At 68.4% G+C, this 16792-nt stretch carries 16 protein-coding genes; 6 read left to right on the top strand and 10 right to left on the bottom strand.

Going from position 1 to position 16792, the window contains the following annotated elements:
- On the bottom strand, nucleotides 1-3037 hold a 3037-nt coding region (gene car, locus ABW137_RS17560; RefSeq protein WP_526402233.1), incomplete at its 3' end, for a carboxylic acid reductase.
- Between the two features lie 193 nt (nucleotides 3038-3230).
- Here car and ABW137_RS17565 point away from each other — a divergent pair.
- A complete protein-coding gene (locus ABW137_RS17565) occupies nucleotides 3231-4169 on the top strand; it encodes an SAM-dependent methyltransferase (RefSeq protein WP_526402235.1) in 939 nt (312 codons plus the stop codon).
- Nucleotides 4170-4206: 37 nt separating this feature from the next.
- Here ABW137_RS17565 and ABW137_RS17570 read toward each other — a convergent pair whose 3' ends face one another.
- Nucleotides 4207-5100 carry a DMT family transporter gene (locus tag ABW137_RS17570; protein WP_526402261.1) on the bottom strand — a complete coding sequence of 298 codons (894 nt, stop codon included), beginning with the start codon at nucleotides 5098-5100 and terminating at the stop codon, nucleotides 4207-4209.
- Between the two features lie 62 nt (nucleotides 5101-5162).
- Nucleotides 5163-5432 carry a hypothetical protein gene (locus ABW137_RS17575; protein WP_526402237.1) on the bottom strand — a complete coding sequence of 90 codons (270 nt, stop codon included), beginning with the start codon at nucleotides 5430-5432 and terminating at the stop codon, nucleotides 5163-5165.
- A 151-nt stretch (nucleotides 5433-5583) separates the two neighbouring features.
- On the opposite strand from ABW137_RS17575, the gene ABW137_RS17580 reads away from it, so the two are divergent.
- Entirely contained in the window at nucleotides 5584-6495 is a 912-nt protein-coding gene (locus ABW137_RS17580) for a zinc-binding dehydrogenase (protein ID WP_526402239.1), read from the top strand.
- 1 nt (nucleotide 6496) lies between these two features.
- On the opposite strand, the gene ABW137_RS17585 is transcribed toward ABW137_RS17580, so the two are convergent.
- Complete coding sequence (locus ABW137_RS17585; RefSeq protein ID WP_526402241.1) at nucleotides 6497-9214, bottom strand: ATP-binding protein; 2718 nt, start codon at nucleotides 9212-9214, stop codon at nucleotides 6497-6499.
- 105 nt (nucleotides 9215-9319) lie between these two features.
- Here ABW137_RS17585 and ABW137_RS17590 point away from each other — a divergent pair, with 105 nt between their 5' ends.
- The 3 genes from ABW137_RS17590 (at nucleotide 9320) to ABW137_RS17600 (ending at nucleotide 11591) form a co-directional block, all read left to right on the top strand.
- Complete coding sequence (locus tag ABW137_RS17590; protein WP_526402243.1) at nucleotides 9320-10105, top strand: SDR family NAD(P)-dependent oxidoreductase; 786 nt, start codon at nucleotides 9320-9322, stop codon at nucleotides 10103-10105.
- 167 nt (nucleotides 10106-10272) lie between these two features.
- Complete coding sequence (locus tag ABW137_RS17595; protein ID WP_526402245.1) at nucleotides 10273-10926, top strand: O-methyltransferase; 654 nt, start codon at nucleotides 10273-10275, stop codon at nucleotides 10924-10926.
- A gap of 29 nt (nucleotides 10927-10955) precedes the next feature.
- Nucleotides 10956-11591: a heme-binding protein gene (locus ABW137_RS17600; RefSeq protein WP_526402247.1), complete on the top strand. Its 636-nt coding sequence runs from the start codon at nucleotides 10956-10958 to the stop codon at nucleotides 11589-11591.
- On the opposite strand, the gene ABW137_RS17605 is transcribed toward ABW137_RS17600, so the two are convergent.
- Nucleotides 11584-12012 carry a type II toxin-antitoxin system Rv0910 family toxin gene (locus ABW137_RS17605; protein WP_526402249.1) on the bottom strand — a complete coding sequence of 143 codons (429 nt, stop codon included), beginning with the start codon at nucleotides 12010-12012 and terminating at the stop codon, nucleotides 11584-11586. The two genes, ABW137_RS17600 and ABW137_RS17605, sit on opposite strands and share 8 nt — an antisense overlap.
- Nucleotides 12013-12041: 29 nt before the next feature.
- Complete coding sequence (locus tag ABW137_RS17610) at nucleotides 12042-13016, bottom strand: alpha/beta hydrolase (protein WP_526402263.1); 975 nt, start codon at nucleotides 13014-13016, stop codon at nucleotides 12042-12044.
- A 326-nt stretch (nucleotides 13017-13342) separates the two neighbouring features.
- On the opposite strand from ABW137_RS17610, the gene ABW137_RS17615 reads away from it, so the two are divergent.
- A complete protein-coding gene (locus ABW137_RS17615) occupies nucleotides 13343-13723 on the top strand; it encodes a hemophore-related protein (RefSeq protein ID WP_526402251.1) in 381 nt (126 codons plus the stop codon).
- Between the two features lie 37 nt (nucleotides 13724-13760).
- On the opposite strand, the gene ABW137_RS17620 is transcribed toward ABW137_RS17615, so the two are convergent.
- From ABW137_RS17620 to ABW137_RS17635, 4 genes are all read right to left on the bottom strand, one after another.
- On the bottom strand, nucleotides 13761-14597 hold the full coding sequence (locus ABW137_RS17620; protein ID WP_526402253.1) for a rhomboid family intramembrane serine protease: 837 nt from the start codon (nucleotides 14595-14597) through the stop codon (nucleotides 13761-13763).
- A gap of 33 nt (nucleotides 14598-14630) precedes the next feature.
- Entirely contained in the window at nucleotides 14631-15437 is an 807-nt protein-coding gene (locus ABW137_RS17625) for an acyl-CoA thioesterase (protein WP_526402255.1), read from the bottom strand.
- Nucleotides 15438-15460: 23 nt separating this feature from the next.
- Nucleotides 15461-15880, bottom strand: a complete 420-nt coding sequence (locus tag ABW137_RS17630; RefSeq protein ID WP_526402257.1) for a hypothetical protein — start codon at nucleotides 15878-15880, stop codon at nucleotides 15461-15463.
- 1 nt (nucleotide 15881) lies between these two features.
- The coding region (locus tag ABW137_RS17635; RefSeq protein ID WP_526402259.1) for a DUF58 domain-containing protein at nucleotides 15882-16792 on the bottom strand (911 nt) is incomplete at its 5' end.

A 16792-nucleotide genomic window follows, 5' to 3' on the forward strand; every position in this document is an offset into this window, starting at 1 on the left:
CCAGCTGGTAGAACGATTGCGGCGCAACGCCGGTGGCTACCAGGCTCAGCATCATGCGGGTGAACATGTCGGGCAGGTTGAGTTGGCCGGCGTAGGTGGTGTCGGCCAGGATCATGTCGCAGCGGAACACCGACACGGGTAGGCCGTAGTGCTGGTGGGCCTCGCGGAGCAGCACTTCGCCGCCCCACTTGCTGTTGCCGTAGCCGTTGGCGTAGGTGTCGTCGACGGGGCGGGTGGCGCTGACCACGCGGACGTCGGCGTCCTCGTCGTTGTCGGCGGGGTCGATGCCCGCACCGACGGCGATGGTGGACACGTAGACGAAGGGCTTGATCTTGGTGGTGAGGGCGATGCGGATGAGTTCGGCGGTGCCCAGCACGTTCGGCGCGAACAGTTGGCGGTAGGGCAGGACGTGGTTGACCAGGGCGGCCGGGTCGACGATCAGGTCGACGGTGTCGGCCAGCCGCTGCCAGGTGGTGTCGTCGAGGCCGAGGTTGGCCTCGCCCTTGTCCCCGGCGAGCACTTCGAGGTGCTCGGCGGCCAGCTCACGGTAGTGGGCCAGCAGGGTCGGGTCGCCGCTGTCGAAGGTGGCGTCGAGGCGGGCGCGGGCCTCGTCGTCGGACTTGGCGCGGATGAGGCAGATGACGGTGCCGTCGACGAGGGCCATGCGTTCGAGCCAGTCCAGGGCGAGGTAGCGGCCGAGGAATCCGGTGGCGCCGGTGAGCAGCACGGTGCGCACCTCGGAGGACGGGCCAGGGATCGACGTCGCGGCGGCCAGGGTCTCGGCATCGACGAACTCGTCCAAGGTCAGGTCGGCGGCGCGCACCACGGTGGCGTCGCGACCGTGAATCGCGTCGTAGGTGGGCCGCTTGCTGGCACCGGCGCGCTGCGCCTCGACGTAGGCGGCGATCGCGGCCAGGTCGCTGGCGGGGCTGACGATCACGCCGACGGGGACGTCGACGTCGAAGATCTCGTGCAGCAGGTTGGCGAAGGTCAACGCCGACAACGAGTCTCCACCGAGGTCGGTGAACGCTGCGTCGGCGGCCACGTCGGAGGCGGCCGCACCGAGCAGCGCTTTCGCGGCCCGGCTGACGGTCTCCAGGACGGGCTGGTCGGCACCGGCCTGCCGCAACGCCCGCAGTTCGCCTGCCTGACCGTCGGCCAGGTCGACGTACAGCTGTTCGAGCTCGGCGCCGTAACGCTCCTTCAACCGCGGCCACGCCAGCTTGCGAATGCCGGTCAGCAGACCGTTCTCCATGGTGAAGGGTGTGGTCTCCAGCAAGAAGTCGCGAGGAACCTCGTAGGACTGCAGACCCGCCGTCCGTGCGGCTTCCTTGAGCGAGGCGCCGATTGCGGACTTCAGTTCGTCTGCGCCGTACCGTGATTGAGCATCCTCGGTGGGCACCACCACGGCCAGTAGATACGGACGCGCACTGTTGCCGTACACGAAGATCTGCCGAACGAGTGGGCTGTCGCCCAATGCGGCCTCGAGCTTGGACACCGTCACGAACTCGCCCTGCGACAGCTTCAGCACGTTGTTGCGCCGGTCCACGTAGCGCACCTGATCTGGACCGGTCTCGGCGACGACGTCGCCGGTGCGGTAGTAGCCGTCGGCGTCGAACACCTCCGCAGTGACCTCGGGCCGCTTGTAGTAACCGGGGAACAGCTGATCGGATTTGACCAGCAGCTCACCGCGCGGGTGCGGCTGGTCGGTCGCGAAGTACCCCAGCTCGGGCACGTCCACCAGCTTGTAGTCGATCACCGGAGGACGACGGATCTGGCCGTCGACGAAGACCGCGCCCGCCTCTGTCGAGCCGTAGCCCTCGACGAGGTGCATGTCGAGGAACTTCTCGACCCACGTCTTGAGCTCGGGCGAGATGGGGGCGGAGCCGGTGATGGCGCTGACGAAACGGCCGCCGAGCAGGCTCTGCCGCAGGTCGACGAGCACCTGATCGTCATCGACGCCGCCGCGGCGGTCCACCTCGCTGACGTACTCCTGGTACAGCATGTCCCAGATGCGCGGCACGAAGTTGAGCTGCGTCGGGCGGGCCATGGCCAGGTCGTCGAGGAAGGTGGACAGGTCGCTTCGGGCGGCGAAGTAGACGATGCCGCCGCTCGCCAGCGTGCCGTAGAGGATGCCGCGGCCCATCACGTGGCTCATCGGAAGGAAGCCCAGGGTGATCGCGGGCAGTGCGCCCTGGCTGTCGTCCCAGTGCGAGTTCGAGCCAGCGCGCCACATGGTGGCGACCTTGTGCGACGGGTACATGGCGCCCTTGGGCGCGCCGGTGCTGCCCGACGTGTAGACGAGTAGTGCCAGCGGGTCGGCGTCGTCGGTGGTGACGGCCGACGGGCTCGGCAGGGCTCGACCGCGGGCGAGGACGTCGGCCATGGTCTCGACGACGACGTCGGTGCCCCGCAGCCGCGCCGTGGCGGCGGCGACGGCGTCGCGGTGGTCGTCGACCTCGGGCCGCACGTCGAACACCACCAGACGCTTGGCGGTGTTACCGGCCAGGATGAGTTCGACGGCGTCGGCGACGTAGTCAATGCTTGACGCCACCAGGGTGGGCTCGGTCTCGGCGACGATCGGCTGGAGTTGCCCGGCGGGTGCGCTGGTCTGCAACGGCACCGAGACCGCGCCCAGTTGCGTCGTGGCGGTGTCGACGACCGTGTAGTCGACGCTGGCGAAGCCAAGGATGGCGATCCGGTCGCCGGGGTGCACCGGGTCGTCGCTCAGCGCGGCAGTGAACGCCTGGATCCGCTCCCACAGTTCGCCGTAGCTGACGGTGTCGAAGCGGGGCTGCAGTTCGGCGACGGTGCGGCCGGAGTCGTCGGTGACGAATTCGACGGCCCGCTCGCCGAGGGCAGGCCGGTCGGCGTAACCCGTCATGACCGTACGAACGACGTCGGGCAGGCGCAGATCGGGCTGGTCGGCGGCGGCGCTTACGGTGTCGTCGGGCTTTGCGGCGGCGAACTGTTCGTCGTCGGAGTACAGGTCGGCGATGCGGCGCTCGAGGCGCGCTTCGCGAGTATCGGTCGACATCGGGAATCCTCTGCAACATGAAAGAAGTTCTATGCGGCGGGCCCCATTGCCTCACCAAAACGAAACAACGTTAGCAAAACTAAAGATATGCCCCAAATGCCTGACCTGCCAGTTTCCTGTGAGCGAGGCCACTTTCGACAACGTTCGCCCACGGTGGTTATAGTGGCTAAGTAATTCAACGAGAGGCACTACGATGACCCGAACCAACGACGACGCCTGGGATCCGGCCACCAGCGTGGGGGCCACCGCGACGATGGTGGCAGCCGCGCGGGCGATCGCCACCACCGACGGACTGATCGACGATCCGTTTGCCGTGCCGCTCGTCAGCGCGGTCGGAGTCGACTTCCTCACCCGCTGGGCCACCGGCGAGCTCACTAGCGCCGACCTCGACGCCGACGGTGCCACCTTCGGCCTTGCGCAGATGCCTGCCGCGATGGCGGCGCGGACGCGCTACTTCGATGCGTTCTTCGCCGACGCCGCCAAGGCGGGCATCAGGCAGTTCGTGATCCTGGCTTCCGGTTTGGACGCGAGGGCCTATCGACTGGACTGGCCGTCGGGTACGACGGTGTACGAGCTCGATCAGCCCGAGGTGATCGCGTTCAAGACGACGACGCTGAGCGCCCTCGGCGCCGCCCCGAAGGCAGACCAGCGCACGGTCGCCATCGATCTGCGCGACGACTGGCCGAGCGCGCTGAAGGCCGCGGGCTTCGACACCGCGAAGCCGTCGGCGTGGATCGCCGAAGGGCTGTACGGCTACCTGCCGCCGGACGCGCAGGACCGTCTTCTCGACGCCATCACCTCGCTCAGCGCACCCGGCAGCAGGCTGGGAAGTGAGGCCGTGCCGAACACCGCGGCCTTCGACACCGAGGAGGCCCGCGAGATGATGCGCGAGTCGACGGCCAAGTGGCGTGACCATGGCTTCGACCTCGACTTCGCCGACCTGACGTTCCAGGGCGAGCGCAACGACGTCGGCGAGTACCTCGACGGCCTCGGCTGGACATCGGTCGGCACGCGGATGGCCGCGCTGCTCGACAGCCACGGCTTCGAGGCCATGCCGGACGGCGACGACGACCGACCGACCATGAACGGCGTCACGTACTTCACCTCGACCTTGACCTCTTCGCAGTCCTGACCGGCCGCAGTCCTGACCGGCCAGTCCCGACCGGGAGTCACGCCGCCGAGCGGGCGGCCGCCATCTCGAGTTCGGCCTCGTAGGCCCCCTCGCCGCGGCCCAGGGAGAACGTGGCCGCGGTCATGGCCGCCACCGCGATGACGAGGGCGATGAGCTCGTAACCCCCGACGTCGAGTTCCTCACCGAGCAGGACGGCGCCGAGGACGACGGCGACGACGGGTTCGAGGACCAGCATGGTCGGCACCGACGTCTGCAGCGCCCCGGCGTGGAAGGCGGACTGCTGCAACAGCGTGGCGACCACGCCGAGCAGGACCAGCGCGTATGGGGCCGGGGTGGCCAACAGGCCCATGGCCCCACGCTCGTTGAGCAGATGCATGACGATCTTGGTGAGAACGGCAACCACCCCGAACAGCACGCCGACACCGACGGCGAACAACACTGCGCGCGGTGAGCCCTCCAGACGCCTGGCGATCAGAACGCAGCCGACGATCAGCACGGCGCAGCCGACTCCGACGATCGCGGACACGGCCACCGACGCGGTCTTGTCCGGTGGGCCAGGACGGGCGAGAAGCACGAACAAGGCCAGCGACAGCGTGAGGAGGCCCGCCCACAACCACTCCCTGCGGGTGACGCGACGACCGGCGAGGCGCGCGCTGAGGGGCAGTGCGAACAGCAGGGCCGACACCAGAAGGGGCTGAACCAGGATCAGCGACCCCTTGACCAGCGCGAGGGCCTGAAATCCGTAACCGGCGACGGCGACGCCGGTACCGGCCCACCAGATCGGTCGCCGCACCAGGGTGACGAACATGCGCGTGCTCACGCTCTCGTCGGCTGGTACGTCCATGGTGGCGCGCTGCCGCACGACTATGCCGATGGCCATGCACACAGCCGCACACAGCGCGAAGAGGACGACCAGTCCGTGGCCCAACAACGTCCTCGACACCCTTCACCGGTGATGCAATCGTCCCCTGCCCCTACACCGTAGAGGTGCGGCTACCGGGCTTCGAGTCGAGCGTCCTCTGCGGCGTCCTCACGTGCGGCGGGATCGATTCGGTCGCTGACCTTGGCGACGACGGTGTCGACGCGGTGCACGGCCGCGTCGCACAGATTGCGGACCCTGTCGCCCGCAGTGTCGACGTCGTCCGCGGCGCTCATGAGGTACGACCGGACATTGACCCGGACCCGGTCCGTCACGCGGCGGATTCGACGGCGGAGCCGGTCGTCGACCTCGATGGTGACGTAAGGCAGTACTCGAATTGCCATTGCCCACTCCCACTCGGATGCCGATGCGATCGATTTCCAGGTTAACGGAGGTGGCGTAGTTCACAACGTGACCTCCGTCGCCGCGCCACGGGACCGCCCGGCGGCGTCACCTCCGGAGGAATAAGCGGGTCTAGGGCGGGTTGATGCCACCATGCGCGCAGTCGTCTACGACCCCGGTCAACCATCGAACCTCCGTCTGTCCGACGTCGACGAACCCGTCGCCACCGAAGCCGAGGCGCTCGTCGACGTCAAGGCCGTTGGGTTGAACTTCGGTGAGATCCATTGGATCGACCGTGCGCGTCGACCGGGCGAGGTACCCGGGTGGGATGCCGCTGGCGTGATCGCCGCGGCCGCAGCCGATGGCTCAGGACCGCCGGTCGGCAGTCGTGTCGTCACCTTCAACGGCGCGGGTGGCTGGGCGCAGCGTCGCACCGTGGCGACGGAAAACCTTGCCGTGCTACCGGATTCGCTGGACTTCGGTGTCGCGGCGGCGCTTCCGGTCGCCGGGGTGACGGCGCTGCAGGCGATCCGCGCCTTGGGTCCGGTGGTCGGCAGGCGTGTGTTGATCACCGGCGCGTCCGGCGGGGTCGGTAGGTTCGCGGTGCAGCTGGCCGCGCGCGCGGGCGCCCACGTCATCGCGGCGGTCGGCTCCCCAGCCCGGGGCGCGGGTCTCGTCGACCTCGGCGCGGACGAGGTGGTGGTGGGCCTGCACGGCACCGACCCCGTCTTCGGTGTGCTCGACAACGTGGGCGGTGCCCTGCTGACGGAGGCGTTCGCGTTGGTCGGTGACGGTGGGTCGCTGCTATCGATCGGCATGGCCTCGGGTGAACCGTCGACCATCGACTTCGAGGCCGAACGTCGCCGCGGTGCCCGAAAGCGGTTGGAGCCGTTCCAGGTCAGGACTCCGTTCGCTGCGGATCTCGACTATCTGGTGAAGTTGGTGGCGGCGGGTGAACTCGACCCGCAGATCGGTCTGCGCGCGTCGTGGGAGGACGTCGCAGACGCAGCAACGGCGTTGCTCGCCCGCGAGGTCGCGGGCAAGGCCGTGCTGGACGTGCGGTAGGTCAGCCTCCGAACAGCTCGCGCATCGCAGGCCCGAGGCCGGCGCGACTGGTCACACCCAGCTTGGGGAAGATGCGGTAGAGGTGCGCACCGACGGTGCGAGGCGACAGGTACAGCTGGGCGGCGATCTGCTTGTTGGAGTGTCCCGCCGCGGCGAGTTCGGCAATTCGCCGCTCTTGGGCGCTGAGCGCGACGGTGTTGGCGCCGGAGCGCTTGACTCCGCCGCCCGCCGCCCGGAGTTCGGTCCTCGCCCTGTCGGCCCACGGCTGGGCGCCGAGCGCGTCGAAGCCGTCGGCGGCGAGGAGCAGGGCGGCCCTCGCCTCGGAGTGGTGGCGTCGGCGTCGCAGCCACACCCCATGGGCCAGCCGAATCCTGTTCTGCTCGAACGGGAACTCCGCGGCGGCCGAAACCGACAGCGCTGACTCGTAGAGCGCCCCCGCTTCCCCATCGGGCGCGGTCATCGCTTGCGCCGCGATGACGAGCATCTCCAAGCGTGGCGAGATCCCGTCCAGCCGGAGCCGCAGGGCGGTCTCGGCATGGGCCCTGGCGTCGTCGAGCCTGCCGGTGTGGACTGCGGCTTCCACCAGGTCGAGCAGCCCGTCGACCGCTTGGTGGACGTAAGGGGGGAACTCCCCTGCGGCAGCGATGCGCGTCGACGCGGCGAAGGCCGCCTCGTAGTCGGCCTCGGCCAGCGCGACCAGAACCGCGATTCGCTTGGCGAAGCCAAGCAGCAGGCCGATTCGCCGGGGGCCGGCCCAGGCCGAGACTTCCGCCGCGCACCGTCTGGCCGCCGCGACGTCGCCGACACCGGCCGCGCGCAGGCCGTCGTAGGCGATGAATTGGCAGCGGAACAGCTCGTTGCGATGTATGGTGGTCAGCTCCACCCCCAGCCGCGCCGACTCGCAGGCCTCCGTCCAGCGGCCGGACGCGATCTGGTCGAGCAACAGCAGGTGCAGCATCGTCATGGCATTGGTGACGGCGCCGCGGTCACGTTCTCTTTCGAAGAGACGCACCAGCGTGGTCCGGTAGTCGCCCAACGCGTCGACGTAGTACGCCGTCACTGCCAATCGCATCACCTCCCACGGCTCCATGGCGTTCAGGGCGTCGCGGTGATCGACGAGCCGGGCCCGAACGGTGTGCCCGCGGCGGGCGAGGTCACCCCAGGCGTCGCGGTACAGCAGCGCCACTGCGTCGATGCGGTCGGCGACGCGGTCGACGGCATCATCGGTTTGCCGCCACAGCTCGGCATCCCCGGCGTACTGCGTGATCGCCAGCAAGAGGTTGACCAGCCGGGAGGTGGTCGCGTCGTCGAGCTCGTCGGCGCCGCGCAGAGCGCGGAGGATGCGGCGGTGCGTGCCGACGACTTCGCCGTCGCGGTAGAGGGCGAGATAGGCGCCGGTCAGCACGGCTGACACCATCTCAGCCGAATTCCCTTGACTATCAACCGTTTCGTCCATCAGCGCCTGCGCATCGTCGAAGCGGCTCGCTTGAGCGGCGACGAACGCTGCTTCGGCCCTCAATGCGTCGCGTCTGGCGGGTTCGGTGGACAGCTCGCAGGCTCGGCGCAGCCAATCGACGGCGACTGCCGCACCGCCGCGTCGGATGGACAGCCGGGCGGCCCCGTCGAGCAGGTCGGCGACCGTCTGGTCGGGCGCGGTCGTGGCGGCACTCAGATGTGTGGCGCGCCGCACCAGCACGTCGTCGTAGAGCCGGGCCAGGTGGGCGTGCGCGTCGCGCCGTTCGGCTGCACCCGCCTGGTGGATCACGGCAGCACGCACCAGCGGGTGACGAAACACGATGTTCCCCAACGGATCCACCGTCAGGAGGTCGAGATCGATGGCCGGCTGGACGTCTGTCATGGCGTATCGCGAGGCCGAGTCGCTTGACGTGTTGGCGCGCGCGCCGTCGAGGGCGGCCCGCAGGAGTTCGGCGCGCACTCTGGGATCCAGCTGACGGAGTCGGCCGCCGAACACGGTGACCAGCCGATCGGTGAGCGGCATCGCGTCCTCCGAGCGCCATGCGCCGATCTGGCCGGCGTTGCGTGGAAGTTCTTCTAATGCAAGAGGATTGCCCTCGGCAAGATCAAGGATCGCCTGCCGGGTCGCGGGGCTCAACGGCAGCGCCATCCGGTCGACGATCTTCGCGGCGTCCCCCGCGCTGAGTGGGCCGAGTACCAGTTCCTGCCAGCCTGCGGTCGAGAACTCGGAGCGCGAATGCGGTCGATGCGAGGCGACGATCCGCACCCTCGGGTCCGACGCGCGTCGGCCTGCCGCACTGAGCACGGTGGCACTCAGGTCGTCGAGCCACTGCACGTCGTCGACGATCAGCAGCACGGGTTGGTCGCGGGCCGCGGCCCTCAACAGGTTGAGCACGGCGATGGCCAGTGGCATCGCCGATGGCGCCCGCACGGGGTCGGCACCGAAGACCGGCGCCAGTACGTCGCGGTCGTGGTCTTCGAGGCGGGCCAGCACGTCACGTAGGTCGAACACCATCTGGTTCAGGCCGCCGAGGGTGAAGGGCCGCTCGGCCTCGACGCCGATCGCCCGAAGCACCCGCCAGCCGTCGGCAGTGGCCCGCGTGCCCAGTTCCATGGTCAGGGCCGTCTTGCCGACCCCGGCCTCGCCACGGACGGCTAGCGCGCCGGCTTCGGATCCGTTGACGAACCGGGCCAACTCGGCCAGCTCATCGTCCCGGCCCACCAGGCCGACCCCCGCACCCACATCTTCGTTCTACGGCATGGCGGCCGGAGATGGAGTCATCGATGCGGTCATCGTGCAGTCATTCGACCGATGTTCGAGTCTGGCCAACGGCGGAACGTATGGGTCATGGACATGAACCTCACCAACAAAGTCGTCGTGGTCACCGGCGCAAGCAAGGGCATCGGACTGGCCGTCAGCCAGGCCTTCGTCGCCGCCGGAGCCTTCGTCATCGCGGGCGCCCGGCACAACACTCCAGAACTGCAGGCGCTGGAAGCCGCCGGGTCGGCCACCTTCATCGCCGCCGACCTCGCCACACCGGAGGGCCCGCGGGCTCTACTCGCCGCGGCCGCCGAACGGGGCGGCGTCGACGTCCTGGTCAACAACGCGGGCGCCGTCGCGACCCGGTTCGACGGCATTCTCTCGGTCACCGACGATGAGTGGGACGCCGCTCTCTCGCTCAACTTCCTGTCCGCGGTCCGCACGACGCGCGAGGCGATCCCCCAGATGCTGACGCGCGGCGGCGGGGCGGTCGTGATGATCGGCTCGGTCAACGCCACCCTTCCCGAGTGGAACATCGTCGACTACAGCGCCACCAAGGCCGCTCTGGCCAACTACGCAAAGAGCTTGTCGAAGGAGTTCGGTCCCCGAGGGATTCGCGTGAACACCGTCAGCCCCGGCCCGGTGTCCACCGACCTGTGGCTGGGTGGAGACGGGGTGGCGGCGAAGTTCGCTGCCGCCAACGGCGCCACCCCCGACGACATCGTGGCATCTGTCTCGGCAGGCGCACCGACTGGACGATTCACCACCCCGCAGGAAGTCGCCGACCTTACGGTGTTTCTGGCAAGCAGTCGCTCGGGCAACACCACCGGTTCCGACGTGCGCATCGATGGCGGCTACGTCGCCACCCTCTGATCCCCCACCACCCAGCACCAGAAGGGAACCCGGGAATGGATCACGGCTGGCGTGACGTCGCCGACGTCACGCTGGAGTGGTTGGCGGGCAAGGGATTCTGACCTGGCCCTGGCCAGGCAGGCACGAAGGCATGGATCCGCACGGCATCGCCACGTAGCGTCGAAGTCATGAGCACGCTGACGGACACCAAGGTCGCCGCCGCACTGGACCGGATGTACGCCGAATCCCAGCAGCAGATGGCCGCCCTGCGCAACGACGGCCGCTTCGCCGAGCTACACGACGCCACCCCACAGGAACGGGCCGACGCGCTGAGCGACGTCTACATGCCCGTCACGCCCCAAGCGGGTCGGCTGCTGTACTCACTGGTGCGGGCCACCCGCCCGGACACCGTCGTGGAGTTCGGTATGTCGCTCGGTCTGTCCGGAATCCATCTCGCGTCAGCGGTCAAGGACAACGGCGCGGGCCGGGTGGTCACCACCGAACTCAGTGCCGCGAAGGTGCAGGCGGCCAAGAAGAACTTCGCCGACGCAGGCGTGGCCGACGTCATCACGGTGCTCGAAGGCGATGCGCTGGAGACGCTCAAGACGCTCGACGGTCGCGTCGGCTTCGTGTTGCTCGACGGGTGGAAGGAGTTCTACCTTCCCGTCGTCCAGATCCTCGAACCGTTACTGGCGCCGGGCACCCTGATCGTCGCCGACAACACCAGCATGGCCGCCGCCCAGCCGTACCTCGATTACGTGCGAGACCCGGCCAACGGCTACGTCAGCGTGAACTTCCTCGCCAGGGACACCGACAGCATGGAGATCACCTGCCGGGTGTGACGCCCCAGCCCGACGGGTAGGTGCCCCTCATGGCCCTTCCCGAATTGCCGTCTGTTCTCCGGTTGCCGGTTCAGCTCGCCGAGTCCGCACTGTTGGTGTTCGGCGTGAGAATCGGCACCGAAGAGCCGCCCCACTCCACGCAAGACCTGGGCGACGGCGTTCAACTGCGGCACTACCAGGCGCGCATCGCCGCCGAGACCACCGTGACGGCGGGCGAGGAGGCTGCCCGCAATGCGGGCTTCCGCCGGCTGGCGGGTTACATCTTCGGCGGCAACCGCCAACGAACGAAGATCGACATGACCGCGCCGGTGGCGCAGCAGGTGGGTGTGAAGATCGCGATGACGGCTCCGGTGGCGCAGTCGTCGGCATCGGGCGATGACTGGGTGATCCGGTTCTACCTGCCGTCACGGTGGACGATGGCGGAGTTGCCGCTCCCCGACGACGAGCGGGTCCGCCTCGTCGAGGTACCCGCGGAGACCTACGGCGTGCTCCGGTTCACCGGTGACCGCCAGCCGAGTGCGGTCGCCGCCAAGACGACGCAACTACAGAATGCGTTGCACGCCTACGGTTTCGACGCGACGGGTGATCCGATCGCATGGTTCTACGACCCGCCGTGGACGCTACCGTTCCTGCGCCGCAACGAGGTGGCGATACCCGTCAGCTGAGGTGCGCGAGGTTCTGCACCGAACGTTCCACGTCGCCCCTGATCAACCGCGCGACGAGGTTGCCGATCGGACCGTTGAGCACGGCGCCACTGAGGTCCGCGACGAGATGGAAGGTGGTGCCGGGATCGTTGTCGGCGATGTCGGTGCGCAACGAGATCTGGACTCCGCCGAACCCCCTTCCACACATCGCGATGTGTCGGGGCTCGTCGTACTCCGTGACCTCCCAGTGGATGGTGTTCCGGAAGCCCTTCACCTTGATCAACGACGAGACCTTGGTGCCCTTCTCGATGACGTCGGGCACCGGACTCTTCCACCCGCCGAAGATGGTCAGCCACTCGTCGAATCGGCCGAGGTCCGAGGCCAGGGCCCAGGCCTTGTCGGGTGAGAGGTCGGAGGTCACGGACACGTCGACACTGGCCATGCCTTACTTCTACCCGACCAGCGACGCTTCTACCCGGCGGGCGGCGCCACGGCTGGGGGCGCAGCGGCAGGCGCGGGAGGGGGTGGAACGCCCACGCCGAGCACTCTGAGCAGGTCCGGCTTCATCGCCAGCAGCTGCGAACCCCAGTATCCCCAGCTGTGCGTGCCGTCGTTCGGGAAGTTGAAGACGGCGTTGCGCCCGCCTGCGGCGAGGTACCGCTTCTGGAATTCCTTGTTGGTACTGATGGTGATGTTCTCGAGGAACTGCGCGCTGTACTGGACCCCGAAGTCGCCTGGCACGTCCAGATCCGACGATCGGCCGTTGCCGCAGTAGACCCAGATGGCGGTGTTGTTGGCGACCAGGGTCGGGATGTTGACCATCGGGTCGTTGCGCCGCCAGGCCGGGTCACTGGAGATTCCCCACATGTCGGTGGCGTTGTATCCGCCCGCGTCCTTCATGGCGAAGCCGATCATCGTGGGCCACAGCCCCTGGGACGGGTTGAGGAAGCCCGACAGCGAGCCGGCGAAGATGAACTGGGTCGGGTAGTACGCGGCCAGCGTCAACGCCGCACCGCCGGACATGGACAGGCCGACGACCGCGTTGCCGGTGGGTGCGACGCCCTTGTTGGCGGCCAGGAACCCAGGCAGTTCCCGGGTCAGGAACGTCTCCCACTTGTAGGTCAGGGTGCCGTTGGCGCCCTTGGCGGGCTGGTACCAGTCGGAGTAAAAGCTGGACTGGCCGCCGACCGGCATCACCACCGACAGGCCGGACTGGAAGAACCACTCGAACGCGGCGGTGTTGATGTCCCAACCGCTGGCGTCGTCCTGCGCGCGCAGACCGTCGAGCAGGTAGACGGCGTGGGGGCCGCCGCCCTGGAATTCGACGCGGATGTTGCGTCCCATCGACGGCGAGGGGACGTCGAGTTGTTCGATGGGCAGGCCTTCCCGCGAGTACGCGGCCGCCGTCGGTGTCAGTCCGAGACCGCCGAGAAGGGCCGGCAGCATTGCGACGATGAGCGCGGCCACCACCAGCCGACGCGACCACACGCGTCGAATTCCACCAACGATCGTCGCCAACAAGGCCGAATCCCATCTCTCGCACAGATTGATGTTCACCAGCCAACCGCGGCCCGGAAAACCGCCCGTGCTGCCGCACCGGGTGTAATCCTGTTGTTATCAAGGCGTTTCGAGATCGAGTCCGCCTGGCGTGTTGCGAACACGCCGGGTGACTACTGTGTGGCACGCTTCAATAGACTGTGAATTTCCTCGTGAAGCGCGCCAGTGGCCGTCAATAACGGCAAACTTTGACCAAACACAGAAGGAGCGAGTACATGTCAGTTACCGGAGTACCCCGCCACACGGCGCGTCGCATCACGGGCGGGGCCCTCGTTGCGGGCGGCCTGCTCGGTGGGGCGCTGTTCGGTTCATTGCCGTCGGCCTTCGCCAACGAGGACCCCAATCTGAATCCACCGAACTGCAGCGCTGCCGATCTCGAGGGCGTGAAGTCGGGCGTGGACGCGGCGACGTCGGCCTACCTGTTCAGCCATCCGGACTACAACTACTTCGTGACGAGCCTCGAGGGACTGCCCAAGGACCAGGTCAGCACGCAGATGAAGGACTACCTCAACCAGCACCCGGACACCAAGAACGACATCACCGGAATCCGTCAGCCGCTGGTCGACCTCAAGAACCGCTGCGGCGGAACCCCGTAGCGCCCCACGCCGTAGTTCGCTGACGAGGGCCGGGTCCTCATCCCACGCCGCTCAGAATCTGCGTCGTCCGCCACCAGACGAGGGCGCCGAACAGAAGCAGCAGCGCGATTGAGCACCCGGCCTGAATCAGCGCCCGGTTGGCCCGCGGTTCGTAGGCGTACAGCCAACCGATGGCAGCGCCGGTCACGAGTCCGCCGACGTGGCCCTGCCAGCTGATCGAGGGCACCACGAAGGTGATTACCAGGTTGATCACGATCAGCCCGACGATCCACTTCATGTCGAAGTTGAGTTTCCGCGACAACGCCAACGTCGCGCCGAACAGGCCGAAGATCGCGCCAGAGGCCCCGAGAGTTCCGGTGCTGATCGGGCTCAGGAAGTACACCAGGACCGAACCGCCGAGAGCGCTCAAGAAGTACAGCGCGATGAAGCGGGTCCGCCCCAGCCACTGCTCCAGCGCGGGTCCGACCACCCACAGCGCCCACATGTTGAACAGGATGTGCATCACGTCGGCGTGCAGGAAGGCCGAGCTCAGCAGTCGGTAGAACTGGTCGTACGCGGCGATGCCCTCCGGCCAGAGCACGAAGTCCCGATACACGGCAGGCACGGCCTTCTGCAGGACGAACATCACGACGCTCGCCGCGATGAGCACGTACGTGACGATCGGCGTGGCGCCGCGGAGGGCCCGCGGCTTGCGGACGGTCTTCGCGCCTTCGTTGACGCAGTCGACGCACTGGTGACCGACGGCGGCGGAGCGCATGCAGTCGGGGCAGATGTAGCGCTGGCACCTGGCGCAGCTGACGAAGGTGCCACGGTCGGGATGCCGGTAACAGCTCGGCGCCGCAGCGGGCGAACTCGGCATGCTGGGTGTGCTCACCCCACGATTCTCCCCCAGGTGCCGCCGGGCCCCCTACACCCGCCAGAGCGCTTCCTGCGTGGTGCTGGCGACCAGCGCGCCCGCAGCGTCGTACATGGACCCGGCGACCAGCCCCCTGGAATCGCTGTTGTTGAGCGACCGGACTTCGTAGCGGTGCCAGTGATCGGGCACGAAGGGGCGGTGGAACCACACCGCGTGGTCGAGGCTCGCCGCATAGCCGACGTCCAGAGCCAGCGGCGTCCCCGGCGGACGGGCGACGGGGACCGGGCCGAAGTCCGACAGGAACGTCAGGGCGCAGGCCCGCACCAGGGGATCGTCCTCGATCGGGTCCTTTGTCCTGATCCAGAACGGCGGCACCACGAAGGGTGAGTCGTCGTCCGGGGTCGCGCGGACCTCGAACCGCTTCGCGAAGCCCAGGTCCCGCACCTTGGGGACGGCGTCGTCGAACTCGATGCCGGGGATCGGCGATGGGTGCCAATCGGCGCCGTCCTCGGGACGATGGAACGACGCGATCATCTCGAGGATGGTGTTGCCGTTCTGGACGGCGGTCACCTGGCGAGTGTCGAATGAGCGGCCGTCCCTGGTCCGCACGACGTGCAGTTCGACGTCGACACCGTACTGACCACCGCGGACGAAGTAGAGGTGCAGGGACTGCGGGAGTTTGTCGGGTTCGACGGTGGCACCCGCGGCCGCGAGGGACTGCGCGGCGATCAGCCCACCGAAGAGGCGGTTGCCGGGTCCGGCGGGCGGCGGTTGCGAGGTGACGAAGACGTCGCCGTCTCGTTCGAAAGTCAACAACCGGGCCAGCCAGCTGGGCTCACCGAACTTGACACCTGTCATCGGTTGCACAGCGTAGCTGGCTCTCAGTGGGCGTACTGATCGACGACCACCAGGTAGATCGCGATGACCAACGGCGGCGCCGCCAGCGGAATCCACGGCAGCCCCGCCGGGATCACCGCGCCCAGCATCGCCGCGGCGCAGAGCCCGGCCGCGCCGAGCACGGTCGGGACGGTCAGCGCGGGCTCCTGGCCCGTGGCGTGCCGCAGCGCCAGGTACCCCACGGCAGCCAACCCGGCCAGCGCGGCGACCACCGGCGCCGGGTCGGACACCGCGAACGCCACCACGGTCGCGAGCACTGCCAGCGTCGCCGCCGCGCGGACGAGGAGGCCGACGAGCACCGAGGCGACGGCCACCCCCGTTGCGAGCAGTGCGGGCCCGTCGCCCTGCACGGCGCCCGCGGCGACCATCAGCAGACCGAAGGCGAAGGACAGTGCGCGTGTCACGTCATCTCCGGATCGGACGGTGGTCTGGAACCAGGTGCAGCACCTGGTCGAGGGTCGACTCGCCGGGCCAGGACACGACGTCGACGCCGATCGTGCGCATGTCGCGGTACATGAAGGAGCGCTGCATCGACCACATCCGTGCGATCAACGGGTCGGGCAGGTCGTCGAACGGCGCACCGTCCAGGACGTCGACGGCAACCACCAGGTGACCGCGGCGGCAGAGATCGATCAGCGCAAGGGCGAAGTCCGTGTCGAGGAGGGTGGAGAACGCGATCACGATGGCGCCGGGTGGGATCGCGGCCCTCGGCGCCAACGTTCCCGTCGTGGTCTCGTGCCCCGCCCCGGCCCCGAGAGTGGCGTCGAGCACCCGGTAGAACTGCCGCCTGCCGATGTCGGGGCCGAGCCAGCGGGGCGTGCCGCCCAGCGCGACAACGCCTGCCCGGTCCCCGTTGCGCAGCGCGCTCTGCACCACCTGCACCGCACCCCGGACGGTGCGTTCGGTGGCCTCGGTCGCGGGTCCCGGCGGCTGGGCGTAGGTGTCGACCATGGCGACGACGTCCGCGGCGCGCTCGCTGAGTCGTTCGGTCACGTGCAGGCTGCGACGGCGAGCACTGACCGGCCAGTTGACGGTCCGCAGCTGATCGCCGGGAACATAGCCGCGGATGTTGCCGTATTCGATTCCGCGGCCGACGTGCCTGGTCAGGTGGGTGCCGAGTCGGTCGAGCAGCTCGGTCCGCGGCAGGGCCGTGGATTGTGCTGGGGCGATGGGGAATACGAAGACGTCGGCCACCTCGACGCGGCCCGTCACGGCCCGTGCCGAGAGCAGTCCACCGCGTGCGACGACGTCGACCCCGACGGTGACCGGATACCGGCCCCACCGGTCGGCTGACAGTTCGATCACCATCCCCGTCG

The organism is Mycobacterium sp. (assembly GCF_040509115.1).
In the GTDB taxonomy this organism is placed as follows: Bacteria; Actinomycetota; Actinomycetes; order Mycobacteriales; family Mycobacteriaceae; genus Mycobacterium.